The following is a 25,035-nucleotide window of genomic DNA, read 5'->3' as shown; positions in this document are numbered from 1 at the left end:
TCCAGGATTGTTCGCATGTCGTTGATTCGCTCCACACTGGTCCTGCTGCTGTCCCTGCTGGCCGCGTCTCCGCTCGCGGCGCAGGACCGGCGCGTGCCGCAGTCCCAGGCCGAGCTGCGGCTGTCGTATGCGCCGATCGTGCAGCGCGTGCAGCCGGCGGTCGTCAACGTCTACGCCGCCAAGGTGGTGCAGAACCGCAATCCCTTTCTCGACGATCCGATCTTCCGCCGCTTCTTCGGTCTGCAGGGCGGGCCGCAGGAGCAGATGCAGCGCTCGCTCGGCTCGGGCGTGATGATCGATGCGTCGGGTCTCGTCGTCACCAACGTGCATGTGATCGAGGGCGCCGACGAGGTGAAGGTTTCGCTCGCCGACAAGCGCGAGTTCGAGGCCGAGATCGTGCTGAAGGACAGCCGTACCGATCTCGCCGTGCTCAAACTGAAGGGCACCAAGGAGCAGTTTCCGACGCTCGACCTCGCCAATTCCGACGATCTGCTGGTCGGCGACATCGTGCTGGCGATCGGCAATCCGTTCGGCGTCGGCCAGACCGTGACCCACGGCATCGTCTCGGCACTGGCGCGCACGCAGGTCGGCATCACCGACTATCAGTTCTTCATCCAGACCGATGCCGCGATCAATCCCGGTAATTCGGGCGGTGCGTTGGTCGATATCAACGGCCGTCTGGTCGGCATCAACACCGCGATCTATTCCAAGTCCGGCGGCTCGCAGGGCATCGGCTTTGCCATTCCTGCGAACATGGTGCGCGTCGTCGTGGCCTCGGCCAAGAGCGGCGGCAAGGCGGTCAAGCGCCCCTGGCTCGGCGCGCGGCTGCAGGCGGTGACGCCCGAGATCGCCGAGAGCCTCGGCCTGCGCTCGCCGACCGGCGCGCTGGTCGCCTCGGTGGTCGCGAACAGCCCGGCGGCGAAGGCGGGCATCAAGTCGTCGGACCTGATCGTGTCGATCGACGGCCAGACCGTCGATGATCCCAACGCGTTCGACTACCGTTTTGCGACCCGTCCGCTCGGCGGCACTGCGCAGATCGAGGTGCAACGCGGCGGCAAGCCGGTGAAGGTCGCGGTCGCGCTGGAGACCGCGCCGGACACCGGGCGCAACGAGATGGTCATCAACGGCCGCTCGCCATTCCAGGGCGCGAAGGTCGCCAACATCTCGCCGGCGGTCGCCGACGAGCTGCACCTCGATGCCGACACCGAGGGCGTGGTGGTGCTCGAGCCGGGCGACGGCACCACCGCCGCCAATGTCGGCTTCCAGAAGGGCGACGTCATCATGGCCGTGAACAACCAGAAGATCGCCAAGACCGCCGATCTCGACAAGGCCTCGCGCGAGGCCGCCCGCATCTGGCGCATCACCGTGCTGCGCGGCGGCCAGCAGATCAACGTCACGCTCGGCGGATGAGCCCGAAGCGTCCCCAGCAGGGAGGCCCGAGCCTCTTCGCTGCGGCGGGGATGGAGCACGATGCGCCACGGCCGCTGCCGGAGCGGCTGCGCCCGCACAAGCTGTCCGACGTCGTCGGGCAGGATCACATCCTCGGGCCCGATGGCGCGCTGACGCGCATGCTGGAGACGCGCACGCTGGGCTCGCTGATCTTCTGGGGCCCGCCCGGCACCGGCAAGACCACGGTGGCGCGGCTGTTGGCAGACGCCACGGAGTTGCATTTCGAGCAGATCTCGGCGGTGTTCTCCGGCGTCGCCGATTTGAAGAAGGTGTTCGACGCGGCGCGCGCGCGACGCGAGACCGGGCAGGGCACGCTGCTCTTCGTCGACGAGGTGCATCGCTTCAATCGCGCCCAGCAGGATTCCTTCCTGCCGGTGATGGAGGACGGCACCGTCGTGCTGGTCGGCGCGACCACGGAGAACCCGTCCTTCGAGCTCAACGCCGCTCTGCTGTCGCGCTCGCGCGTGCTGGTGTTCCACTCGCTCGACGCCGCCGCGATCGAGAAGCTCTACAGCAACGCAGAGGCGGTCGAGGGCCGCAAGCTGCCGCTCGATGACGAGGCGCGCGCCGTGCTGATCCGCATGGCCGACGGCGACGGCCGCGCCGCGCTGACGCTCGCCGAGGAGGTCTGGCGCTCGGCGCGCAAGGACGAGATCTTCAACGCGGTGCAGCTGCAGGACATCCTGCAGCGCCGCGCGCCGATCTACGACAAGTCCGCCGACGGCCACTACAACCTGATCTCGGCCCTGCACAAATCGGTGCGCGGCTCGGACCCGGATGCCGCGCTGTACTACTTCGCCCGCATGCTCGACGCCGGCGAGGATCCGCTGTTCCTCGCCCGCCGCATCGTGCGCATGGCCGTGGAGGACATCGGCCTCGCCGATCCGCAGGCGCTGGTGATCGCTAACGCCGCCAAGGACGCCTATGATTTCCTGGGCTCGCCCGAAGGCGAGCTCGCGATCGCGCAGGCCGTGATCTATGTGGCGACCGCGCCGAAATCCAACGCCGCCTACAAGGCGTTCGGCGCAGCCAAGCGCGTGGCGAAGGAGGGCGGCTCGCTGCTGCCGCCCAAGCACATCTTGAATGCCCCGACCAAGCTGATGCAGAGCGAAGGCTACGGCACCGGCTATCAGTACGACCACGACACGCCCGACGCGTTTTCGGGACAGGACTACTTTCCCGACGCCCTCGGCCGCCAGCAGTTCTACGATCCCCCGGAGCGCGGCTTCGAGCGCGAGATCAGGAAACGGCTGGATTATTGGGCGAAGCTGAGGAAGGAGCGGGGCGGGTAGGATCGCTGACCTTGCGGCTTGCTCGGTTCACCTCGGCCCGCTTGCTGGGAAACACCGAGCTCTCCTGCGGACGCCTGACTCGGAGACCGCTATGCCAAGTGACCATCAACTACTTCCCGCTCTGTACGAACTCCGCGATCTCCCGCGTCAGTCGGTCGTCCTCGGTATTGATCGCATACACCTCGGACATGTGGCTGTGCTGCGGCAGCATCACCGCGCGGGCGCAGCCGGATGGCCGTTTGCAGGCGGCCTGCTTCAACAGGTCGAACTGCTCGACGAAGCGCGGCGGGTCGAGCTCGGCGGAGACGATCATGAGCGGCAGACTCGAGGCTTGCAGGCCTGATAGCGACGAGCGCTCCTTGAAGCGCGAGGGATCGGTGCCGAAATAGGCCATCTCCTGGTCGCCGAGCGGCGTCGCGGTGAGGTCGTAGACGCCCGAGGCCATGATCGCGCCCGCAAGGCCGCCGCCGGCGACCTTGTGGAATTCGGGATGCGCCACATAGGTCGCGACGTGCACCGCGCCGGCCGAATGGCCCATCAGATAGATGCGCGCGGGATCGCCGCCGTTCTCGGCGGCGTGGGCGACCACCCATTGCACCGCGCTGGCGACGTCCTCGACGCCGGCAGGCCAGGGGAATTTCGGCGCGAGGCGGTAGGTGATGTTGACGCCGACGAAGCCGCTCTTCACCGCCCATAGCATGATGTTGTCGTAGAACGGGCCGTCCGGCGTGGTGCGCTTGTTGCCGCCGATGAAGGCGCCGCCATGCACGAAGATCAGCACGGGCCGGGGCGGGGCCGCGGCATCCGGTGTGAAGACGTCGAGCAGATTGCGCTCCGCCGTGCCGTATCTCACATCGCGCTGCACCTTGACGCCGGTGTAGGGTTCCTTGGCCTGCAGCGGCGCGTAGATCGCGGCGGTCTTCGGCGGGGCGATGACCCGACCCATCTCGATCAGCTTCCAGGCGATGTCGTCGGGCATCGGGCTCTGCTGCGCCTGCGTGGCGGTCGTCGCCAGCGTGGCAGCCAGGATCGCCAAGCCCAGTCGCGTGAGCGTCATTCGATTCGCTCCGATCAGTATCGATGGCCCAAGTGGCCGACTCACAAGCGGATTTATCGCGATTTCGCCGTGACTGGCAGTGGCTTTTGAGATACGCAACCTGCCATGAGCCGCCGTATCAAGCGAACCCAGACCCGATCCGATCGCCCGACCGATCGCCGCAGCGAGCGGCCGAAGGCGGAGGCGGCCCGCAGCCCAGGCGCCGCGGCCAAGCGTGAGTCTGCGAAGCGTCCCGATGCCGAGCGGCCGCGGCGCGACCGTTTTGCCGGTGACCGCGAGGCGGCACCGCGCGGCGATTTCGGGCGCGGCAAAGCCGAGCGCAGCCGTGCGCCGCGCGCCGAGGGAGAGGATCGCCGCGACAGCTTCGCGCCGCGCAAACAGCCGCCGGCCAAGCGCGCCGGCGCCGGCAAGCCTGCGCGGTTCAGCTCGGAGCATGCCGAGCGCAGGCCTGCGGCGCCGCCGCCGAAGAAGGTCGAGCCGGAGACGCCGCTGCTGCCGACGAAGGTGCAGACCGTGGTGGTCACGGCCGACGAGAACAACATGCGCGTCGACCGCTTCCTCGAGGCGCGCTTCCCCGGTCTGTCGTTCTCCCACATCCAGCGCATCGTCCGCAAAGGCGAGTTGCGCGTCGATGGCAAGCGCGCGGACTCCAAGGACCGCCTGGAGGAAGGCCAGAGCGTGCGCATTCCGCCGCTCAAGCTCGATGCGCCGAAGGAGCGCGCCGGCCTCTCCGAGGGCGAGCGAAAGACGCTGGAGAGCCTCAAGGCGATGACGCTGTACGAGGACGACGACGTGCTCGTCCTCAACAAGCCCGCCGGGCTCGCGGTGCAGGGCGGCTCCGGCATGACCCGCCACATCGACCAGATGCTGGAGGTGATGCGCGACGCCAAGGGCCAGAAGCCGCGGCTCGTGCACCGCATCGACCGCGAGACCTCCGGCTGCCTCCTGATCGCCAAGACCCGTTTCGCCGCCACGCATCTGACTGGCGCCTTCCGCAGCCGTTCCGCGCGCAAGATCTACTGGGCGCTGGTGGCGGGCGTGCCCAAGCCCAAGCAGGGCCGCATCTCCACGTATCTTGCCAAGGAGGAGAGCGAGGACGACACCATCATGCGCGTCGCCGCCCATGGCGACGAGGGCGCCAGCCACGCCGTGACCTACTACGCCGTGGTCGAGGCCTCGGCCAACAAGCTCGCCTGGGTGTCCTTGAAGCCGGTGACGGGGCGCACCCATCAGTTGCGCGCGCACATGGCCCATATCGGCCACCCCATCGTCGGCGACCCCAAATATTTCAACATCGAGAACTGGGCGCTGCCCGGCGGCCTGCAGAACCGGCTGCATCTCTTGGCGCGCCGCATCGTCATCCCGCATCCGCGCGGCGGGTTCATCGACGCCACCGCGCCGCTGCCGCCGCACATGCTGCAGTCGTGGAACCTGCTCGGCCTCGAGCATGACCGCTTCGACCCGATCGAGAACGCGCCGGAGGAGTGAGCGGCTCCGAAGCGCTCAGCCTCTCTGTTCGACGAGTTGAATGCCCGCGTCCCGCAGCGCGCAGAAGATGTTTTCGATATCCTCGGGCGGCATGTCCCATCCGCACAGCGCGTTCAACTCGTCGAAGGTGATCTTGCCATCCTGCTCGCTCATCGCGATCAGCCGGCGAACGATCTCCGGCATGTTCATGGTCGTCCTCCTCTTTGCAGCCTCTGCTTAAGGGGAGGAGAATCGGTTTCCGCTGCGGCCTTCAGTTCCGGAACTGCTGCAGGAACAGTGTGAGCGAATCGTGCGGGGTTTCGACATCGAGGATGACCCAGCCGTCCGGCCCCTTGACCACGATGAAGTTCATCGTCACGCGGTGACCCTGGTTGTCGAAGCTGGCGGCGACATAGGTCTTGTCGAACTGCCTGCGCACAATCGAGATCGCGACCGGGCCGAGCTTCCAGCGCGGGCTCTGCACCAGGAAATCGTAGGGCTCACGCCGCGGCGCCGTCCAGGCCCTGGCGAGGCTCGGATCGAAGAACTGCCGTGCGACCTCGGCCGTCCGCGGCAGCCCGGCGGAGAGCTCCGGCGCGCCCCGGCCGTAATGCGCATAGACGTTGCGCACCAGCGATTCCGGCGTGCGGAAGCCGGCTACGGCCGGGACGGTGCTGCCGAGCAGGACGAGAGCGGAGAGCAGGGGACGCATCGGCAGCTCGCATTTCGGGCGGACAGGGCTTATCTACCGCAAAAACAACGGATCCCGTGTGATCATCCCGCGAGAGGGCTGGAATTCTGATGCGTGAACTGTTTGACGACGTCGTCGGCCGGTCGCCGCTCGATCCGCAGGAATCGGCGCGCCAGGCGATGCGGACGCCGCTGCGCAAGCGCTTCTACAAGGAGGCCGGGACCGCCGCCGCCGAGGGCGGCTTCAACGTGACCCTCGACGGCCGGCCGATCCGCACGCCGTCGGGGCGCGTCGTCATCGTTCCCGCCGGGGAGCTGGCGGCGGCCGTGGCCGCCGAGTGGCAGGCCCAGGGTGAGAACATCGACCCCGCCACGATGCCGCTGACGCGGTTCGCCAACAGCGTCGTGCAGTCGGTGGTCGACCGCACCGATGACGTGCGCGAGGACATTGCCAAATATCTCCAATCGGACCTGTTGTTCTACCGGGCCGGCCATCCTGAGGGGCTGGTCGCGCGCGAGGCCGAGCATTGGGACCCGGTGCTGGACTGGGCCCGCGATAGTCTCGGCGCGCATTTCATCCTGTCCGAAGGCATCATGCATGTGACCCAACCGGAGGCTGCGGTGCAGGCGGCGCGCGGTGCGCTGCCGACCGGCCCGTGGACGGTGGCGGCGGCGCATGTCGTCACCACACTGACCGGCTCGGCGCTGCTGGCGCTGGCGCTGGTTCATGGGGTGCGCGACCCTGGCCAGATCTGGGCGGCAGCCCATGTCGACGAGGACTGGAACGTCGCGCAATGGGGGGCCGACGAGGAGGCGATGAGCCGCCGCGCCGCCAAGCAGATCGACTACGAGGCCGCCGTCCGCATCCTCCAGGCGGTCGACGCCGCGCTCTGAGGCCGGTTAACGCCGGGTTTAGGGGCAACCGATAGGCTGTGCGCGTAACCCGAGTACGCGCATGGTCCAGAGTGTCACCCCGTCGCCTTCCGTGAGCGCCGTCCGCGGCGTCGGCAGCTCGCCGGCCGGAACCACGGTGGCGGCAGCAACCACGCTGCAGGCCGGCGCACTGGTCAGCGCCAGGGTGCAGCAGGTGCTCGCCGAGAATCTGGTCCAAGTCGCGATCGGAAACCTGTCGATGGAGCTCGCGAGCGAGCTGCCGCTGCAGGCCGGCCAGACGGTGCAGGTCGCCGTGTCGCAGACCGCGCAAGGGCTGCAGCTCGCCATCGTCGGGCAGGGCGGCAGCGCTGCCGCTGGCACCACCGGCACCCCGACGCCGGCCGCCACCGTCGTCGACGTCACCGGCCGGCTGGCGCCGGGGCTGCCTCCGCCGCCGGATCCGCTGACCGGGATGGAGCGGCTCGCATTGTCGATTGCCAGCGAGGAGGCGGCGACCCGTCAGGGCAGCCAGGGCCAATTGTTCGCCGATCTCCAGGCCGTCGCCGACTCGCCGAACCTTCCACCGGCCTTGCGCGCCGCCGTGGCCCAGGTGCTGGCGCAACAGACCCAGCTATCGCCGGCGCTGACCGCGGAGGATGTGCAGAACGCCGTACAGCATTCCGGCCTGTTCCTGGAATCCTCGCTCGCCAATGGCGCCGCCGGTGCCGGCACGCCCGACCTGAAGGCGGCGCTGATCGTGCTGCGCCAGACGCTGGCGACGGTGCTGCAGACCGCCGAGCCCGGCATGGCGGCGTCGACGCAGCCGTCGCCCGGTGGCTCCTACGCCTCGGTGCTGTCCGAGGCCGGCCGCGCCGCCGCCGCGCAGCAACAGAGCGGCGCACCCTCGCTGGTGCCCGACATCGAGATCGAGCTGCCGCCCCAGCCCTGGGCCACGGGAATGGGGCGGCCCGACGCCGCGTCTGCCGGCTTCACCGGCTCGGCGCTGATCGAGGCCCTGACGGGCGCCAAGGCGCAGTCGCTCACGCCCGGCACGGTGCTGGCCGTGCTGCAGGAAGCGCAGCAGCAGATTCCGCGCGCCGCCGGCCTCGTTCCCGGACGCAACGCCAATGGCCGCGCCGATATGGTCGTGCGCACCAACACGCCGCCGCCGCCGTTCCGCGGGGCTGCACCGATGCCGCAGGCCGTGGCGGCGCCGACGCTCCGCCCGGACACGCCGCTGCCGGCGATCGCGCACCGCCTGCTCGACGAGACCGACCAGGCGCTGTCGCGCCAGACCCTGCTGCAGGTCGCCTCGCTGCCGGATCGCCCGGACGCCTCGACCGCGCGCACCGATCCCGCGCCGCCGCGCTGGAACTTCGAGATTCCCTTCGCTACCCCGCAGGGCACGGCCATGGCGCAGTTCGAGATCTCGCGCGACGGCGGCACGCAATCGCCGGACGCCGCCAAGCGCGTCTGGCGGGCGCGTTTCTCGCTCGACGTCGAGCCGGCCGGCCCGGTGCATGCGATGATCAGCTTCAGCGCCGAGCGCACCTCCGTGCGGATGTGGGCCGAGCGTCCGGTCACCGCCGCGCGCTTGCGCGCCGGTCTCTCCGAACTGAGCCAGGCCCTCAGCCGTGCCGAGCTCTCGCCGGGCGATCTCGTGGTGCAGGACGGCGCGCCGCCGGCGGCGATGCCGCCCAGGGCCGGCCATTTCCTGGATCGCGCGCTATGAGCATCGAGGTGAAGGCCGCCAACAAGACCCAGCTCGCCGTCGCCTTGCACTATGACAAGGGCCAGGGCGCGCCGCGCGTCGTCGCCAAGGGCAAGGGCACGATCGGCGCCAAGATCATCGAGGTCGCGAAGGCGCACGACATCCCGATCGAGGAGAACGAGGTGCTGGCCGGCGCGCTCTCCAATGTCGAGCTCGGCGACGAGATCCCGGAGGAGCTCTACAAGGCCGTCGCCGAGGTGCTGGTGTTCGTGCTCAACCTGTCGCGGCCGATGCGCTGAGCGCGCCGCATTTGTGATCTCCGTCATGCGTCGGTCGTCACCGCCCTGTGATAGGGAGGAGCCGACGACGACGGAGAAATTTGCGATGCCCATGATGAGCCGCCGCCACGTGCTCGCCCTGATGACCGGCGCCAGCCTGCTGCCCGCACGTTCATTCGCGCATGTCGCGCCGCCGCGCAACGAGATCCGCAGCGATCTCGCCAAGCGCTTCACCGACGAAGGCACCAAGGGGACTTTCCTGGCCTACAAGGTCGAGGAATATCTCGTCATCGCCAGCGACACCGATCGCTCCGGCGAGGCAAGGCTGCCGGCCTCGACCTTCAAGATCGCGAACTCGCTGATCGCGCTGGAGACGGGCGTCGTCGAGGATCCCGACAAGGACGTGTTCAAGTGGGATGGCGTCTCGAGATCGATCGAGGCCTGGAACAAGGACCACACCTTGCGCAGCGCGATCGCGGTCTCCGCCGTGCCGGTCTATCAGGAGATCGCGCGCCGCATCGGCGCTGAGCGGATGCAGACATATCTCGAGGAGCTCGACTACGGCAATCACGACATCGGCGGCGGCATCGACCAGTTCTGGCTGACCGGCGCGCTTCGCATCGATCCCGTCGAGCAGGTCGATTTCATCGATCGCCTCAGGCGTGGCGCGCTTCAGGTCTCCAAGCGCAGCCAGGATCTGACCCGCGACATCATCCCCGTGACCAAGGTCGGCGATGCCGTCATTCACTTCAAGTCCGGACTGCTCGGCAAGGAGCAGGGGGCGCTTGGCTGGATGGTCGGCTGGGTCGACAAGGGCGATCAGCCGACCGTGTTCGCGCTCAACATGGACTGCCCTGAGCCGCGCCACGTCGAGGCTCGGATGACGCTGACGCAGGCTTGCCTGAAAGACATCGGCGCGGTGTGAATCGAACTGCCGTGATGTCGTGGCGTAGCCCGGATGGGCGCAGCGATATCCGGGACCAGCGAACGTGAGTTCCTCGAAGACCAGGACACTGTCGTCATTGCGGGGAGCGAAGCGACGAAGCAATCCGGAGTCATCGAGGGACTCGGGATCGCTTCGCTTCGCCGCTTCGCGCGCAATGACGCGGAAATGTTGGTGGCCTATCTCCGCGCCAGCTCCAGGTCGACGCCCCTGATCTCCGTGCCCGCCGGGCGGATCGACACGGTCTGCCGGCGTCCCTGCGTCGTCAGCGACAGCCCGGCGGAAAACGTCTGCCCGCGCGCCTGGGCTTCGATGCGGTTGCCGACCGCGCGGCCCTCGATCGTGCCGGATGCGTTGTGGCTCGATTCGCTCCATTGCCCCGAGATCTCGCCGCCGCGATAGGCGACGTCGCTGGAGAGGTCGATGTTGTAGCTGTCGCTCGCGCAGCGGATGTTGAGCCGGAGCTGCTCGCCGGCGCCGCCGACGTCATAGGCCGCGCGGCAGCGCAGCCGCTCCTGGTTGCCGTCGGACATGCTGATCACGCCGCCGCCGGTCCAGGAGCCCTCCAGCCCCCGGAACGGCGCGGCAGGCGCCGCATGGGCCGCGCCGCCCAAGGCGAGGGCGGTCAGCAAAGTTGGGATCGCAAGGCGAGAGGCGCGCATCATCGGGCTCCGTTTCATCGTCGAAAAGTGAGCGACAACGCAGCAAGACCCGATGCGTTCGACCTGTCACCTCAAGAATTGATCCAAATCGTTCTATTTTTGCTCACGACAGTTTGAACAGTGCGCGCAGGAAATCCGTCACCGCCTGGCGGGCCGCCTCGGCCGTGGCCGGATTGCCGCCGACATGCGGATCGAACTCGACGCAGGCGTCCTGATAGGTGAAGGGCTGCTGCGTGTCGGCATTGATCAGCATCCCGCCGTCGCTCTCCTTGATGCGGCAGTTGCGCACGGTCTGCGCCTTCGGCGCGACGGCGAGCATGTTGGCGCCGAGCAGGCCGAGATCGAAGCCGTGCGGCGAGTCCGGATATTCGGTCAGCGCGACGTCGCGGCCCGCTGCCTTCAGCCGCTCGACATAGGCCTTGCAGGTCCGCACCGGATTGTAGTCGTCCGGTCCGCCGTGAAAGATCCGGATCGGCCGCGCCACGACGTCGGTCTCACCGAGATAGGTCGTCGAGCAGTCCGGATAGAACGGGATGTAGGCGGCAAATTGCAGCCCGGAATTGTTCCAGCGCTTGTGGAAGCGCTGGAGGCTCGCATACAGCGCCGCCTGTCCGCCGCGTGAAAAGCCCATCAGCACGATGCGCTCGGGATCGACGCGCGGATGCTTCGCCAGCACGTCCAGCGCACGATAGATGTCCATGATCAGGTTCAGCCGGCCGAGCTGGGCCTGGTTGGTGCTGGTCGCGGTGATGCCGCGCCCGGTGAAGCCGTCGATCGCGAAGGTCGAGATCCCCATTGCATTGAAGGTGCGGCTCCAGGCTGCGATGTTGGCGCCGACGCCGCCCGAGCCGTGCATCAGCACCACCACCGGCAGCCTGCCGCTGCCCTGCGCCACGCGCATTTCGCCGACGACGGTGACCGGCTTGCCGCCGTCGTCGCCGGAGAGGAACTGCCGGTCGGACAGGGTCAGCGAGGGGATCGGGTACATCTCGACCCGGGCGGGCACGTCCTTGGTGATGCCCTGCGCGCTCGCGCTGCCGCAGAGCCCGGGACCGAGTGCAGCGAGCAGCATCATGACCACCGCCGTTGCTGCCGAACGCCGCGCTGGTCCAGCGGTGGTGCGCGATACGCGTCTGAGACCGAAACAGGCGCGCGCGGCAAGCGCCAACGGCGCGCTACCATGGTGTCGCTCCATGACCGTCCTCCTGGCTCGCCGCTTGTGGCGCGGCTTTGCAACCAAGTAGAACGAGCGATCATGGCGCTGTCAAACCATCCCGTGAGATGCATGGTGGACAACGGATCGAGGGGGCATGTGCGTTGCTCGGGCGGGCAGCCCGGCGGAGAGCGGTATGCTGATCACGCGGCGCTCGTGCGACCGTTTGGCGATCGCGGCCTCTGCGCCCGGTAACGTGATCAGGACGAGGCGATCATCGACCGTCAGCGTCGCGTGATCCGACTTGTGGGTGATCCATTATCCTTTCGGTGTCGTTGCGGATTCTTCGTGCCTTTCGGACTCCGCATCAACGCCCGGGAAGCAAAGCGCGACATATCGCCCAGCATCCTTGCAGACTTCTGCGATGATACATGGTGCGCAGTTGTCGCAGTCGCCGCATGTTGCGGAAAAATTCTGGATTGCAGCTATCAGTTCGCCTATGAGGAGCGCACGAACGTTCGCCGGCTCGCGACGGTGGCATACGACGCGTCGAGTTGGTGAGCGACGATCTGGAAGACGGGCGGCGGATCCTCGGCGATCCGATGTCCTCGATAATCGTCCAGCATCCATGCGCGCCGGCGACGTAACAAGATGGACTTCATGCTGAGAGAGCAATTGATCCGTTCGGCCGGCGCGACGATCTGTGCGGTCTCGTTTCTCACGCTTGCAGCGTGCAGCGACCGTGACGGCTCCGGTGCCTCCCAAGCTTCGAGCCCGCCCGAGGTCGGCGTGATCACGGTCGAAGCGGCGCCGGTGACGTTGACCAAGAACCTGCCGGGGCGGATCACGTCGATGCGGATCGCCGAGGTGCGGCCGCGCGTCAGCGGCATCGTGGTCGAGCGCAGCTTCCAGCAGGGCGCGCTCGTCGAGGCAGGCGCCGTGCTGTACCGGATCGATCCGGCGCCGTTCCAAGTCGAGCTCGACAAGGCTCGCGCTGCGCTCGCCAAGGCGGAGGCCGTGCTCTATCAGGCCGATCGCCAGGAAGACCGCCTCAAGACCTTGTTGACCGGCCAGGCCACGTCCCAGGCGCAGTACGAGCTCGCGGTTGCCTCCGAGCGCCAGGCCGAGGCCGACGTTGCGGCCCAGAAGGCTGCGGTCGCGCAGGCGCAGCTCAATCTTGATTGGGCGACGGTGCGCGCGCCGATCAGCGGCCGCATCGGCCGTGCGCTGGTCACCGAAGGCGCGCTGGTCAATCCCAACGAGACGACTCATCTCGCCACCATCCAGCAGCTCGATCCGGTCTATGCCGACTTCACCCAGTCGGTTGCCGAGCTGAACGAACTGCGGCGCGATCTCGCGGAAGGGCGGCTGAAGAGCGTTGCGCCCGACGCGGCGCGCGTCCGCCTCGTGTTGGACGACGGCTCAATCTACAAGCATGCAGGGCGCCTGCTGTTCTCCGACGTCAGCGTCGATCCGGGCACCGCCAAGGTGACGTTGCGCGGCGAGTTTCCGAATCCCGAAGGCGAGCTGCTGCCCGGTATGTATGTCCGGGTGCAGATCGAGGAGGCGATCGATACCAACGGCATCGTGGTCCCGGCGCAGGCTGTGCAGCGCACGACGTCGGGCAGCAGCGCCGTCTATGTCGTCAATGACGAAGGCCGCGCCACCCTTCAGCCGGTACGTGCCGGGCGCACGCTCGCCTCCGGCGTCCTGATCGAGGATGGCCTCAAGCCCGGCTGGCGCGTCGTCGTCGACGGCGTCCAGAAGGTGGCGCCCGGCAGTGCCGTCACAGCCGTGCCCTGGAAGGTTTCCGGCTCCGACAAGCCGTCCGCCTCGAACTGACGCAGTCACGGCCCGGAGGTTGTCATGTCGCGCTTCTTCATCGCACGTCCGATCTTTGCCTGGGTCGTGGCGATCTTCATCTGCCTGGCCGGCGTGCTGTCGATTCCGTTCCTGCCCGTCGCGCAGTATCCGATCATTGCGCCGCCCTCAATCTCGATCTCGACCGCCTATCCCGGCGCGTCGACCGAGAACCTGTATTACAGCGTCACGCGCCTGATCGAGGAGGAGCTGAACGGCGCCGCCGGCATCCTGAACTACGAATCGACCAGCGACACCACCGGCGAGGTCGAGATCCTCGCTTCGTTCAAGCCGGGCACCGACATCGACCTCGCCTCCGTCGACGTCCAGAACCGCATCAAGCGCATCGAGCCGCGCCTGCCCGAGGCGGTGCGGCAGCAGGGCATCGTCATTCTCGAGGCGAGCAGCGCCATCCTGCAATTCGTCACCTTGACCTCGACCGACGGCAGTCTCGACGAGATCGGGCTCGGCGACGTCGCGACGCGCTACGTGCTGCCCGAGCTGCGCCGGCTGCCCGGCGTCGGCCGTGCGCGGCTGTTCGCCACCGAGCGCGCGATGCGCATCTGGCTCGATCCCGACAAGCTGCTCGGCCTCGGCCTCACGCCGCAGGACGTCGATCAGGCGATCGCGGCGCAGAACGCGCAGGTCGCCTCCGGCCAGCTCGGCGTGCAGCCGTCGCCGACCCGCCAGCGGGTGCAGAACACCGTGCTGGTAAAGGGCCAGCTCGAGTCGCCGGAGGAGTTCGGCAACATTGTGCTGCGCGCCAACCTGAATGGCTCGGCCGTGCGGCTTGCGGACGTCGCGCGCATCGAGGTCGGCGGTCTCTCCTATGCGTTCTCGTCCTGGCTCAACGGGAAGCCCGCCGCCTCGGTCGCGGTGCAACTGGCGCCGGCCGGCAATGCGCTCGCCACCTCCAAGGCGGTCAAGGCGCGGATGGAGGAGCTTGCCGCGTTCTTTCCCCCGGGCGTGAAGTACGAAGTCTCCTACGACGTGACCCCGGTGATCGCGGCCTCCGTCAAGAAGGTGCTGATGACGCTGGGCGAGGCCGTCGTGCTGGTGTTCCTGGTGATGTTCCTGTTCCTGCAGAACATCCGCTACACGTTGATCCCGACCATCGTGGTGCCGATTGCGCTGCTCGGCACCTGCGGCGTGCTGCTCGCGCTCGGCTTCTCCATCAACGTGCTGACGATGTTCGGCATGGTGCTCGCGATCGGCATCCTCGTGGACGACGCCATCGTCGTGGTCGAGAACGTCGAACGCATCATGGCGGAAGAGGGGCTGCCGCCGCGCGAGGCGACCGACAAGGCGATGGATCAGATCACCGGCGCGGTGATCGGCATCACGCTGGTGCTGATGGCCGTGTTCGTGCCGATGGCCTTCTTCCCGGGCTCGGTCGGCATCATGTATCAGCAGTTCTCCGCCGCCATGGTGGTGTCGATCGGCTTCTCGGCGTTCCTCGCGCTGTCGCTGACGCCCGCGTTGTGCGCGACCCTGCTGAAGCCGATCGAGAAGGGGCACGGCCACGCCGCACGCGGCTTCTTCGGCTGGTTCAACCGCCGCTTTGCCGCGGCGACCAACCGCTACAGCCAGGCGACGCGCTGGATCGTGGCGCGCGCCGGACGCTTCATGATCGTTTATGCACTGATCCTGGCGGGGCTCGGCTATTCGTTCTGGCGCATGCCCGGCGGCTTCCTGCCGGTGGACGACCAGGGCTTCGTCATGGTCGACGTGCTGGCGCCCGCCGATGCCAGCGCCAACCGGACCCTCGACATCTTGCAGGAGGTCAACGAGAAGCTGGTCGCGACGCCCGGCATCGACACGGTGTCGTTCGTCGCCGGCTTCAGCTTCTACGGCCAGGGCGCCAACACCGCGCAGGCCTTCGTGACGCTGAAGGACTGGTCAGAGCGCAACAAGGCCCAGAGCGCGGACGCCCTGATCGCCAAGCTCAATCCGCAGTTCGCGAAAATCCGTGATGCCGAGGTGTCGGTGCTGGCGCCGCCGCCGATCGACAATCTCGGCAACACCTCCGGCTTCAGTTTCCGCCTGCAGGATCGCTCGCAGCGCGGCTATGATGCGCTGATGGCGGCCAAGGATACGCTGTTTGCGGCCGCGGCGAACTCGCCCGTGCTCGGCAAGCTGAGCGTCGAGGGGCTGCCGCCGGCGCCCTCGGTCCGTCTCGAGATCGACCGTGCCAAGGCGGCCGCGCTCGGCGTCACCTTCGCGTCCATCAACGGCGCGCTGTCGACGAGCCTCGGCTCGAGCTACATCAACGACTTCCTCAATCTCGGCCGCATGCAGCGCGTGATCGTGCAAGCCAATGAGGACAAGCGCCTCAAGCCGGAGGACCTGCTGACCTACAGCGTGCGCAACACGGCCGGCGAGATGGTACCGTTCTCCTCCTTCGCCCGCCTGTCATGGGTGGTCGGGCCGACCCAGGTCGTCGGCTTCGACGGCTACCCGTCGGTCCGCATCACCGGCAATCCCAAGCCGGGCTACACCTCCGGCGACGCGATCGCCGAGATGGAGCGGCTGATGGGCACCTTGCCGAAGGGCTTCGGCTACGCCTGGACCGGCCAGTCGCTGCAGGAGAAGCTTGCGGGATCGCAGGCCGCGTTCCTGCTCGGGCTGTCGATCCTGTTCGTCTTCCTCTGCCTCGCCGCGCTGTACGAGAGCTGGGCGATCCCGTTCGCGGTCATGCTCGCCGTGCCGCTCGGCCTGATCGGCTCGGTCGCCGCGGCCTGGCTGCGCGGCCTGCCGAACGACGTCTATTTCACCGTCGGCGTCATCACCATCATCGGCCTGTCGGCGAAGAACGCGATCCTGATCATCGAGTTCGCCAAGGACCTGCGGGCGCGCGGGATGCCGCTGATCGAGGCCACCGTCACCGCCTGCGAGCTGCGTTTCCGGCCGATCATCATGACGTCGCTGGCCTTCATCCTCGGTGTCGTGCCGCTGGTGATCGCCACGGGGGCGAGTGGCGCGAGCCAGCAGGCGCTGGGCACGGGCGTGCTCGGCGGCATGATCACGGCGACCTTCCTCGCGGTGCTCTGGGTACCGGTGTTCTTCGTCGTGGTGATCCGGTTCTTCACCCGCGACAAGCCGGCCGCGGCGACGCCGAACCGGGAGCTGCCGTCGGCCGCGCACTGATCCGGGGCGTGCAGGGGACGCGCCGTCCGATCAGGCTGCGGCCCGGCCGATCCGGCCGAGATGGGTGAAGCCGAAGCCGTCGGCGTATTTCAAACCGTAGCCGGCGAGGCGGTCGACGCCGACATGGGCAAGCCAGACGGTCGCGATCGCCGTGACCAGCGGTTGTCCGGCCAGGAGTCCGAGGGCGAGCAGGGCGGCGGGCGCCAGCGTGCTGTGGACGGCATTGTAGACGACCGCGCCGACGCGCGGTCCGCCGAGATAGGCCGCGAAGCTGGTGTCCGGGGCCAGAAACAGCGCCGCGAACAGCCACCACGACCCGCCCTGGTGGGCATAGAAGGCGGCTGCGCCGGCGGCCAGCGCCAGCCCTTCGAGCCGCAGCAGCAGGCGCGGGCCGCCACGGACGGCGCCATGGGATGTGCCGGAAGGCTCAGTGACCAGATCCGGTTGAGCGGCCATATCAATGATTCTGCTTCCAATTCCGAACTGTGGGAGGAGGGGTGGCACGGCCGAAAGCGGCTTTCCGGCTCCGAAATAGCCGTGATAGAAGGCCGCCAACAGTCACGACATCGGGAACGGGCGGGAAGCGCATGAAGGACATCCTGGACACCCTCGAGGAGCGGCGCAAAGGCGCCAAGCTCGGCGGCGGCGAGAAGCGCATCGAGGCGCAGCACGCACGCGGCAAGCTGACGGCGCGGGAGCGCATCGAGCTGCTGCTCGACAAGGGCTCGTTCGAGGAGCTCGACATGTTCGTCGAGCACCGTTCGACCGAGTTCGGGATGGAGAAGACCAAGGTCCCGGGCGATGGCGTCGTCACCGGCTGGGGCACCGTCAACGGCCGCAAGACTTTTGTGTTCGCCAAGGACTTCACGGTGTTCGGCGGCTCTTTGTCCGAGACCCACGCGCTGAAGATCACCAAGCTGCAGGACATGGCGATGAAGGCGAGGGCGCCGATCATCGGCCTCTATGACGCCGGCGGCGCCCGCATCCAGGAGGGCGTCGCGGCGCTCGCGGGCTATTCCTACGTGTTCCGCCGCAACGTGCTGGCGTCCGGCGTGATCCCGCAGATCTCGGTGATCATGGGCCCGTGCGCCGGGGGCGACGTGTATTCGCCGGCGATGACCGACTTCATCTTCATGGTGAAGAACACCAGCTACATGTTCGTGACCGGCCCGGATGTCGTGAAGACCGTCACCAACGAGGTCGTGACCGCGGAGGAGCTCGGCGGCGCCTCGGTGCATGCGACGCGCTCCTCGATCGCCGACGGCGCCTTCGACAACGACGTCGAGACGCTGCTGCAGATGCGCCGCCTCATCGACTTCCTGCCGTCGAACAACTCCGACGGGGTGCCGGAATGGCCGAGCTTCGACGACATCGAGCGTGTCGACATGTCGCTCGACACGCTGATCCCGGACAATCCGAACAAGCCCTACGACATGAAGGAGCTGATCCTGAAGGTCGTCGACGAGGGCGACTTCTTCGAGATCGCGGAAGGCTTCGCCAAGAACATCGTCACCGGCTTCGGCCGCATTGCCGGCCGCACCGTGGGCTTCGTCGCCAACCAGCCGATGGTGCTGGCCGGCGTGCTCGACAGCGACGCCTCGCGCAAGGCCGCGCGCTTCGTCCGCTTCTGCGACGCCTTCAACATCCCGATCGTCACCTTCGTCGACGTGCCGGGCTTTCTGCCGGGCACCGCGCAGGAATATGGCGGCCTGATCAAGCATGGCGCCAAGCTGTTGTTCGCGTACTCGCAATGCACGGTGCCGCTCGTCACCGTGATCACCCGCAAGGCCTATGGCGGCGCCTTCGACGTCATGGCGTCCAAGGAGATCGGCGCCGACATGAACTACGCCTGGCCGACGGCGCAGATTGCGGTGATGGGCGCCAAGGGCGCCGTCGAGATCATCTTCCGCGCCGACATGGCGGATCCGGAGAAGATCGCCGCGCGCACCAAGGAATACGAGGACCGCTTCCTGTCGCCGTTCATCGCTGCCGAGCGTGGCTACATCGACGACGTCATCATGCCCCACTCCACCCGCCGCCGCATCGCCCGTGCGCTCGCCATGCTGCGTGACAAGAAGATGGAGATGCCGGCCAAGAAGCACGACAATCTGCCGCTGTGAGCGGCGGTTGAAGAGCAGGGAGGGCGGCGCACCGGCGGGTCGCCGTCGTATTTGACGAAGTCTGGCGGCCGCCGCGCGCTGCCGCCGGATCGGCGCGGCAATCTGCGCCGTTTTCGCCCCTGGCGTTAAGCTTACGGCTTAACTAACCTTTAACGAAGGGTTTGCGGGAGCTGGGCCGCTGGCCTAGCCTTTATCGATCGCTGATGGGTCAGAAGAGTAGGGGCGCGTATCATGGCTGTTAGAACATCGGCATATCGGAATTCCAGAGTTCTGGTCGTCTGCGCGGCCGCCGCCGCGCTGGTGTTCTCCTCCGAGGCCGCGTCGGCCCGGTCTGGCGTTGCCGTGGCTGCGCCCGTGGCCGCCGGTCAGGCGGGGGCAAGCCAAGTCGTCCCGCCGGCGCCTGGCGTGCGGCCCTTCGTCCGTCACCACCACCGCGGCTATCGTTCCTATCTGCCGGCTGCCGGCGCGTTCGCCTATGGCGGCTATGGCGAGCCCGTGCCGCAGCAGATCCCCGAGCACACATCGGCCGATGTGCGCTACACCTATACCTACGACGTCCCGTGGGACTGGGTCCACCGCTTTCCGCCGAACGTCGTGCCGTCGGATCGCCCCTATGTGTCGAGCTGCCCGATGCAGACCGTGACGGTGCCGGGACGCCGCGGCGGCGATCACTCCGTCACGATCACCCGCTGCTACTGACGTTTTGAGCCAGCTCAATGCGACCCGTGTGAACCGGCGCTAGATTTCATCAAATACCGACCGGCCTCGCTCGCGCGAGGTCGCGAGGTGACGAGGCCCGGACTCCTAGGCACTCCGGGCCTCGTTGATTCTGATAGTCTCCCGTCATCGCGCGAGTCGGCGCGGGGGAGGCTCCAATGATCGAGACGGCGGCGAGGTCGCGTTTTTTGATCGTGCGCATCTGCATGGCGCTGATGATATCGGCCGCCGCCGCTCAAGCCGCCGGCGCCGATGAGACCGTGACGATCGGCGGCTCCCGCGTCGCCCTGATCAGGCCGGCCTCGGTGCGCGCCAGCGTGATCCTGCTGCCCGGCGGCGACGGCGCCATCAATGTCGGCGATCGCGGCGACATTCACGGCCTGCTCGGCAACCAGCTGGTGCGCACGCGCAACGCCTATGCCGCCCGCGGGCTCGCCGTCATGGTCGCGGACGCCAGCACCGATTTGAAGGCCGCGGTGGACTACATGGCCGCGATCAAGCGGCCGGTGACGGTGATCGGGACCAGCCGAGGCACGTTGCGCGCCGCGGAAGGTATTGCCCGCGGTGCCCGGCCGGATGCGCTGGTGCTGACTTCGGGCTTCCTCAGCCCGGAGTCCGGCAGCTCCTCGAACGTGATGTCGATCCTTGGCTCGCCCTCCGCCTTGCCGCGGACGCTGGTCATTCATCACACCAGTGACGGCTGCAAGTTCACGCTGCCGGCGGGCGTCGATCCATTCATCAGATGGTCGGGCGGCCGCGCGCGGGTGAAGTGGCTGTCGGGCGGCGCGGAGGCGGGGGATCCCTGTCAGGCGCGCGGCCATCACGGCTTCAACGGGCTCGACGGGCAGGTGGTCGGCCTGGCCGCAGGGTTTCGCTGAGCGGCCGATTGCAGGTAGACTCCGCGGCAACACCAACATGGTCCGGAGGAAACTCGATGCCGTCAGCCATTTTCGTCGTTCGCGCGACCCTGCCTGATCCCGCCCGGCGCGATGAGTTCGATCGCTGGTATCGCGACGTTCATCTGCCCGACGCGATCAGGAGTTTTGGCGTGCGCAAGGCGTGGCGGATGTGGAGTCTCGCTGATCCCTCGGTGCATCAGGCGATGTATCAGTTCGATGCCATCGACGCGATGGAGCGCGCCGTCGGCGGCGACGAGATGAAGCGCCTGATCGCCGACTTCAATCGCGACTGGCCCGACGTGACGCGGACGCGTGAGAGCTTCGTACTGGCGGACGGATTTCCAGTTGATTCTTGACTTTGGGTGCATTCTCATCGAGCTGCGGTAGCCATCAATTCGCAAGTGGCCACCAAATGCTCGCAATCGGAGATGAATTTTCTTCAGCATCCGCACAATGGCCGAGCAGGTGTTCAACAATCTAGCAATTGTCTCGCTCGTACGGCGTCACTTTGGCTGAGGCCAGAAGAGCAGCTAAGCACAATTCAGCCAAGACGAAGAAACGCATTTTGCGCAGTTCGTAAGCAATCGGACAATGCGCACTTGGACAATAGCGTATTTCACCCAACTCGTAAGGCCGGTGCTGGATGCTCTCGGCGCTTTCGGAAATGATGGTCTCACGCGGTCGAGGCCCGCCAGCAAAATCTTCAACCGGTCTATATCTCCTTCAGGATTGCTTCTATTTCGGGTATCAAGTTCCGCCCGGGACAGTCGGTAGGGGCATGAAGTTTGTGGATGGTGACGCTGGACGTTGGAAGATTCCAACGAATTAAGAGCCACTTCAATAGGCCTCGCAATGCTTCTCTTTGCCCTGGGCGTACCACTTCATGTTCGAAGTCACCCTCGACAGCAATCTGAATGTAACCTCTAGGATCGTAGCCCGTATTAGTGTCACCGGCGAACCTTACATCCCGTCCCTCAGCGATGGAGCCCCTTGCGTCGATGTAGAAATGATAAGGTACATCGGGCCAGGATGGTTTTGACTTTGATGGTGAGACTCGACCTGGCGATTGCGAGAATGCCTGCAAGCCGCGCATCTTCGCCTCGATGCTCGTCGAGTTGTTACTGCGAACCCCCGTATGATGTATAATTATGCCAATTACAGTCTGGGCTGTCATTCCACCATTTGCCGGTTTCGCTCCCCATTGTTCGCGCGACACGATCTCCGGCTGCACGCCCTGAACATCGGGGTTTCGGTCAGCAAAGGACCGCTCGGTACCGGTCGCGCTGCAATTCGAAAGGGTTGCAGCGAGGGCGAGTAACAAAACGAGCTGCTTCCCCATGGCCATTCCTTCGGGTCTGAAGTCGAATAGAGCGTATCCGGGTGCTATTAGGAATGCCTGGACAATGGTCAGGGCGGCCCAAGCTGGACGATCGGCACCAAAGTTAGGCGCGCTTCAGCAGCTATTCTTAAAGTATGCTGTTGGATAGCCGCGCTGCTTGTATCCTTGTGCGGCGCTCTGGGCTGTGTCCCTGTTCAGCGGGCCGACTCCGACACAGTACCAGCCGGCGCGGAAGTTAGGATAGTAATTACGAGCATTTGTGTCGATGAGTTGTGCTTGAAGCGCACCGCTGATTCCGCGGGCGACACTCAGATCTTCGGAACAATATGCTATCGCGTAGTAGCCGCACCTGCGGCCCCCTTCTGAGGGCGGGTTCGGCTGCGTAGGGCTGGGTGCTAAAGCTGCGTTGGGCGCCTGAAGAGCAGCGGGTGCCATCGCCGTTGCAGGTCGGGCACTCGAGTTGGCCTTCTCATTTTCAGAGTCGGCCCTTTCAAAGACGGCATTTGCGAAGCAAGGGCTTGAGCCACTCTTCAACTCCCATACCATCTTGGCTTGAGCATTCGTAGTAAGAATGAGGTAGTAACAGGTAAATCCAGCGCCAGCGATCTGATAGTTCGATCCGCTCTCGCCCCTTGAACTCGTGATGGAGGCCTGACCGAGATTGGGTAAGCTAGCTTCGCGCGTCTGACCAATCTTGTTGAAGACGATGTGCGGTCCAGGCGGACTGATCGAAACCCACACGCCATCGAACATTTGTAAGGCATCGTCGGCGAGCGCATTTGTCGAGAAAGCCAATGATACGCTCGTCACCCCGGCAACGAGAAAGACGGGAACGCGCATCGCTCACTGCTCCGCGCTAGGGAGGATCTTTCTTGAAATGCGCAGATGGGAAACACACCGAGGAGCCGCCTTTGAGTTCCCAGGTCATCTCGCTATTGTTTATCTTGCCGACGAAGTATTGACACGAAAAGCCCTCGCCGGAGACTAGGAAGTTCGACCCGTTCTCGCCGTTTGAAACTCGGATGGCCGCCTGTCCTAAGACAGGAAGGCTGGCTTCACGAGAGTTGAGGCCCACCTTGTTGAAGATGAAGTGCGGACCGGGCGGATTGACCGAAACCCAAACGCCGTTGAAAATGTCCAGCGCGTCCGCCCGAGCGTTAGCGGTTGCAAAAACAAGGAGGTACCCAAGAGCTATCAAAAAACAGCGCATTGCGCTTCCCCTTCAGGTTAATATACTAAGGTCAAAAAGCCGTATGCGCGGCATTGCCAAGGCTACAACCACTGCATTAGGATTTCCAGTGTTTTGACGAGGCCCGGACTGAGCACGGAATAAGGGCAGAGGGGGATAGTATGTTGATAGTTAGGGTATGGAAGAGTGATTTCTCTTCGAAGCTTCTGGTGGCCGGCCTCTGCGCAGCCTTTTTCCTGCCTCAAGCCCAAGCGCAAACTCAAGGCCTTCTCGATGGTCGGTTGCTCGGCAACTGGCTCAAGAGTGGATCCGGAGACAATATTCGCTTTCTGTCAAATGGTGATTTGAACATTTCGTTTTCCGGGGCGGCAACCGTTTTCAACGGAGTCGGATCGGTCGAGAGGTGTGCCGATGGCGGCGCGAATATTTGCCTGGTCGGGCCACGCTTTAGGTGTGCCTACCGGTATGCTTTTGCCGGTGAAGGACTAAATCTCTCGTTCCGTACAGGTGGGCCGGACGTGGCCTGTAGAGCCGCGGCAGGCGATTACCGGCGGGTGGAGCCCTAAGCGACTGGGGCTACTTCCGTTCTGAATCGTGTCCATCGAGCAGTCCCGGCGGGGCTTTTGATCCATTGGTCCCGCAAAAACGTCTGCTGACGGTTTGAGTGATTGCTTGCGCTATTTGAGCCTGCATTGTCTCCGTTTGAAGATTGATTTCGTCCGCTCGGTTGACGATCACGCCCGCCTCAAGGAGCAGAGCCGGATAGAAAGCTTCCTTCAGCACGGCTAACCGATCATTCAGATAGATCCCGCGCTGCCGATCAATGAGTTTTCGCCCTTCACCGGGAATCTTCATCGCATGGTGCAACGAAGGCCGCAGTCCTTGCCTGATCAGTTCATCTGCCAAAATCTGGGCAGCCGCTAAGCTTTCGGCAAACTTGGGAGTGAGCTCAGACAGGAAGATCGAAAAGCCGGAAAATTCGTCGCTGTAATGGTTTGCTCGTCCGGCGAAGCTCCATTCATGGATGAATAGCGGCTGAACTGAATCGTGATGAATGGAGATAAATAGAGTTGGAGAATAGCGCTTTGCCTGGGCGACGCGGTTGAGTAGCTGTTCTTGACCTATGCCGTGTACGACCAGCACGCTCACAAGGTATCCCGACCTTGCAAGTTCCAATGAAACCCTGCGAGCGAGGTTGAGGTTGAACTCAAACTCCGGCACGCCGCGCGCGCTAGTCGCTCCGGGTTGCTCAGGCGTGTGGCCGACGTCCAGCATAACCTTCGCGATCGATGTGCAGTGCGGCGCAGACGCTGACTGTGATGCTGCGGTCGGTATCAGAGCGATACTGCTAAGGCTGCTCGCGAGAAGGACAGCTCGAAGGCAAGATAATGCTCGCATGGAGGCCCCGGTCCAAAGCACCGCTTCTAATGCACTTGTCGATGGAGACCGATCCGATCAATCATACGGTTGTGTTCGAGGGAACTGTTAGCAGCCGTCACCACTGCGAAGCCGAGATAAGCAGGCTTTCAACTGGGAAATCCGCCTCGAGTAGGCGCTCGCCAAGCAAGTTATATTCGTAGCACAGGCATTTCGATCGTTGGACAACCAACTCTTCTCGGTTGCAGCCAGTCGTGAAGAGCTGGCTGCGTCACCGTTGCTGCGAGCGTAAGCCTGAGCCGATGTATACAAAGCGTCAAGATTTTGATCGAGCTGAGCTAGGCCGCTGTCTGAACAGACAGTTCGTTCCGCCTCATTCAAGCGCGCGGAGCAGGAGAAGCTCGGAGAGACGGGGGTGCGAGGCGGTGGAGGTGGCGGTAACGGTGTCGGTGCCGGTGCCGGTACCGGTACTGGTACCGGGCTATCGGCTTGCTCGAAAGCAGCTGATTTGAAACAGATGTCCCCACCGCTCTTCAGCTCCCAGACCATTCTTGTCCGCTGGTTGGTGGTGAGTATTAGGTAGAAGCAGGTGAACCCTGGGCCCGAGATTCGGAAATTTGATCCGTCTTCTCCATTGGATGGACCTATCGTGGCTTGGCCTAGTATCGGCAAACTAGCCTCTCTTTGACCCAGGCTGATCGTATTAAACACGACGTGCGGTCCCGGCGGGTTAACTGCCACCCACACGCCGTTGAAAATCTGTGTTGGATCGCCCTGCGCCTGAGCGCCGACGGTTGAGGCTAGGGAGCTCA

General features: G+C 65.5%; 23 protein-coding genes. 13 read left to right on the top strand and 10 right to left on the bottom strand.

Annotation, left to right across the window (positions count from 1 at the left end; genetic code table 11):
* Nucleotides 1-15: 15 nt before the first annotated feature.
* Together ACQR1E_RS04965 and ACQR1E_RS04960 are read left to right on the top strand one after the other, a co-directional pair.
* On the top strand, nt 16-1,410 hold the full coding sequence (locus tag ACQR1E_RS04965; protein ID WP_315714544.1) for a DegQ family serine endoprotease: 1,395 nt from the start codon (nt 16-18) through the stop codon (nt 1,408-1,410).
* Nucleotides 1,407-2,741, top strand: coding sequence for a replication-associated recombination protein A (locus ACQR1E_RS04960; protein ID WP_434843446.1), 1,335 nt, complete (start codon nt 1,407-1,409; stop codon nt 2,739-2,741). The genes ACQR1E_RS04965 and ACQR1E_RS04960 overlap by 4 nt, the downstream gene beginning before the upstream one ends.
* Before the next feature lie 109 nt (nt 2,742-2,850).
* On the opposite strand, the gene ACQR1E_RS04955 is transcribed toward ACQR1E_RS04960, so the two are convergent.
* Nucleotides 2,851-3,798: an alpha/beta hydrolase gene (locus ACQR1E_RS04955; protein WP_434896741.1), complete on the bottom strand. Its 948-nt coding sequence runs from the start codon at nt 3,796-3,798 to the stop codon at nt 2,851-2,853.
* A 105-nt stretch (nt 3,799-3,903) separates the two neighbouring features.
* Between ACQR1E_RS04955 and ACQR1E_RS04950 the strand changes: the two genes are divergently transcribed.
* Nucleotides 3,904-5,286: an RluA family pseudouridine synthase gene (locus ACQR1E_RS04950; RefSeq protein WP_315827343.1), complete on the top strand. Its 1,383-nt coding sequence runs from the start codon at nt 3,904-3,906 to the stop codon at nt 5,284-5,286.
* Between the two features lie 15 nt (nt 5,287-5,301).
* Here the strand turns inward: ACQR1E_RS04950 and ACQR1E_RS04945 are convergent, their stop codons facing one another.
* The gene (locus ACQR1E_RS04945; protein ID WP_315749636.1) at nt 5,302-5,475 is read right to left on the bottom strand and encodes an RNA polymerase sigma factor region1.1 domain-containing protein; all 174 of its coding nucleotides are present in this window, start codon (nt 5,473-5,475) and stop codon (nt 5,302-5,304) included.
* Between the two features lie 61 nt (nt 5,476-5,536).
* Complete coding sequence (locus ACQR1E_RS04940) at nt 5,537-5,977, bottom strand: hypothetical protein (protein ID WP_315749638.1); 441 nt, start codon at nt 5,975-5,977, stop codon at nt 5,537-5,539.
* 89 nt (nt 5,978-6,066) lie between these two features.
* On the opposite strand from ACQR1E_RS04940, the gene ACQR1E_RS04935 reads away from it, so the two are divergent.
* From ACQR1E_RS04935 to blaOXA, 4 genes are all read left to right on the top strand, one after another.
* Nucleotides 6,067-6,849: an ATP12 family chaperone protein gene (locus ACQR1E_RS04935; RefSeq protein ID WP_315749639.1), complete on the top strand. Its 783-nt coding sequence runs from the start codon at nt 6,067-6,069 to the stop codon at nt 6,847-6,849.
* Between the two features lie 61 nt (nt 6,850-6,910).
* On the top strand, nt 6,911-8,560 hold the full coding sequence (locus ACQR1E_RS04930; protein ID WP_315749641.1) for a flagellar hook-length control protein FliK: 1,650 nt from the start codon (nt 6,911-6,913) through the stop codon (nt 8,558-8,560).
* A complete protein-coding gene (locus tag ACQR1E_RS04925; protein WP_315714536.1) occupies nt 8,557-8,838 on the top strand; it encodes an EscU/YscU/HrcU family type III secretion system export apparatus switch protein in 282 nt (93 codons plus the stop codon). The genes ACQR1E_RS04930 and ACQR1E_RS04925 overlap by 4 nt, the downstream gene beginning before the upstream one ends.
* 85 nt (nt 8,839-8,923) lie before the next feature.
* Complete coding sequence (gene blaOXA, locus ACQR1E_RS04920; RefSeq protein ID WP_316172361.1) at nt 8,924-9,742, top strand: OXA-1091 family oxacillin-hydrolyzing class D beta-lactamase; 819 nt, start codon at nt 8,924-8,926, stop codon at nt 9,740-9,742.
* A gap of 197 nt (nt 9,743-9,939) precedes the next feature.
* Here the strand turns inward: blaOXA and ACQR1E_RS04915 are convergent, their stop codons facing one another.
* Together ACQR1E_RS04915 and ACQR1E_RS04910 are read right to left on the bottom strand one after the other, a co-directional pair.
* Nucleotides 9,940-10,425 carry a hypothetical protein gene (locus ACQR1E_RS04915; protein WP_315714534.1) on the bottom strand — a complete coding sequence of 162 codons (486 nt, stop codon included), beginning with the start codon at nt 10,423-10,425 and terminating at the stop codon, nt 9,940-9,942.
* A gap of 100 nt (nt 10,426-10,525) precedes the next feature.
* Entirely contained in the window at nt 10,526-11,497 is a 972-nt protein-coding gene (locus ACQR1E_RS04910; RefSeq protein WP_315750032.1) for a dienelactone hydrolase family protein, read from the bottom strand.
* Nucleotides 11,498-12,235: 738 nt separating this feature from the next.
* Between ACQR1E_RS04910 and ACQR1E_RS04905 the strand changes: the two genes are divergently transcribed.
* The gene (locus tag ACQR1E_RS04905) at nt 12,236-13,417 is read left to right on the top strand and encodes an efflux RND transporter periplasmic adaptor subunit (RefSeq protein ID WP_315749644.1); all 1,182 of its coding nucleotides are present in this window, start codon (nt 12,236-12,238) and stop codon (nt 13,415-13,417) included.
* 24 nt (nt 13,418-13,441) lie between these two features.
* Nucleotides 13,442-16,582, top strand: a complete 3,141-nt coding sequence (locus tag ACQR1E_RS04900; RefSeq protein WP_434896740.1) for a multidrug efflux RND transporter permease subunit — start codon at nt 13,442-13,444, stop codon at nt 16,580-16,582.
* 30 nt (nt 16,583-16,612) lie between these two features.
* On the opposite strand, the gene ACQR1E_RS04895 is transcribed toward ACQR1E_RS04900, so the two are convergent.
* Nucleotides 16,613-17,038, bottom strand: coding sequence for a DUF4260 domain-containing protein (locus tag ACQR1E_RS04895; protein ID WP_434896739.1), 426 nt, complete (start codon nt 17,036-17,038; stop codon nt 16,613-16,615).
* Nucleotides 17,039-17,169: 131 nt separating this feature from the next.
* Between ACQR1E_RS04895 and ACQR1E_RS04890 the strand changes: the two genes are divergently transcribed.
* The 4 genes from ACQR1E_RS04890 (at nt 17,170) to ACQR1E_RS04875 (ending at nt 20,674) form a co-directional block, all read left to right on the top strand.
* On the top strand, nt 17,170-18,702 hold the full coding sequence (locus ACQR1E_RS04890) for an acyl-CoA carboxylase subunit beta (protein WP_434896738.1): 1,533 nt from the start codon (nt 17,170-17,172) through the stop codon (nt 18,700-18,702).
* Between the two features lie 231 nt (nt 18,703-18,933).
* Nucleotides 18,934-19,401, top strand: a complete 468-nt coding sequence (locus tag ACQR1E_RS04885; RefSeq protein WP_315714530.1) for a hypothetical protein — start codon at nt 18,934-18,936, stop codon at nt 19,399-19,401.
* Between the two features lie 176 nt (nt 19,402-19,577).
* Complete coding sequence (locus ACQR1E_RS04880; protein ID WP_434896737.1) at nt 19,578-20,297, top strand: alpha/beta hydrolase; 720 nt, start codon at nt 19,578-19,580, stop codon at nt 20,295-20,297.
* Nucleotides 20,298-20,353: 56 nt separating this feature from the next.
* Nucleotides 20,354-20,674, top strand: a complete 321-nt coding sequence (locus ACQR1E_RS04875) for a hypothetical protein (protein ID WP_315827353.1) — start codon at nt 20,354-20,356, stop codon at nt 20,672-20,674.
* A 356-nt stretch (nt 20,675-21,030) separates the two neighbouring features.
* Here the strand turns inward: ACQR1E_RS04875 and ACQR1E_RS04870 are convergent, their stop codons facing one another.
* From ACQR1E_RS04870 to ACQR1E_RS04855, 4 genes are all read right to left on the bottom strand, one after another.
* Nucleotides 21,031-21,657 carry a peptidoglycan recognition protein family protein gene (locus ACQR1E_RS04870; protein WP_315749652.1) on the bottom strand — a complete coding sequence of 209 codons (627 nt, stop codon included), beginning with the start codon at nt 21,655-21,657 and terminating at the stop codon, nt 21,031-21,033.
* A 114-nt stretch (nt 21,658-21,771) separates the two neighbouring features.
* Nucleotides 21,772-22,497 carry a hypothetical protein gene (locus ACQR1E_RS04865; protein WP_315749654.1) on the bottom strand — a complete coding sequence of 242 codons (726 nt, stop codon included), beginning with the start codon at nt 22,495-22,497 and terminating at the stop codon, nt 21,772-21,774.
* A 16-nt stretch (nt 22,498-22,513) separates the two neighbouring features.
* The gene (locus tag ACQR1E_RS04860; RefSeq protein WP_315749656.1) at nt 22,514-22,867 is read right to left on the bottom strand and encodes a hypothetical protein; all 354 of its coding nucleotides are present in this window, start codon (nt 22,865-22,867) and stop codon (nt 22,514-22,516) included.
* Nucleotides 22,868-23,422: 555 nt separating this feature from the next.
* Nucleotides 23,423-24,121, bottom strand: a complete 699-nt coding sequence (locus ACQR1E_RS04855; protein ID WP_315749658.1) for an N-acetylmuramoyl-L-alanine amidase — start codon at nt 24,119-24,121, stop codon at nt 23,423-23,425.
* Nucleotides 24,122-25,035 lie beyond the last annotated feature (914 nt).

It is taken from the genome of Bradyrhizobium sp. HKCCYLRH1030 (assembly GCF_051168395.1).
GTDB lineage: Bacteria > Pseudomonadota > Alphaproteobacteria > Rhizobiales > Xanthobacteraceae > Bradyrhizobium.
This window is presented reverse-complemented; position numbering and strand designations above follow the sequence as displayed.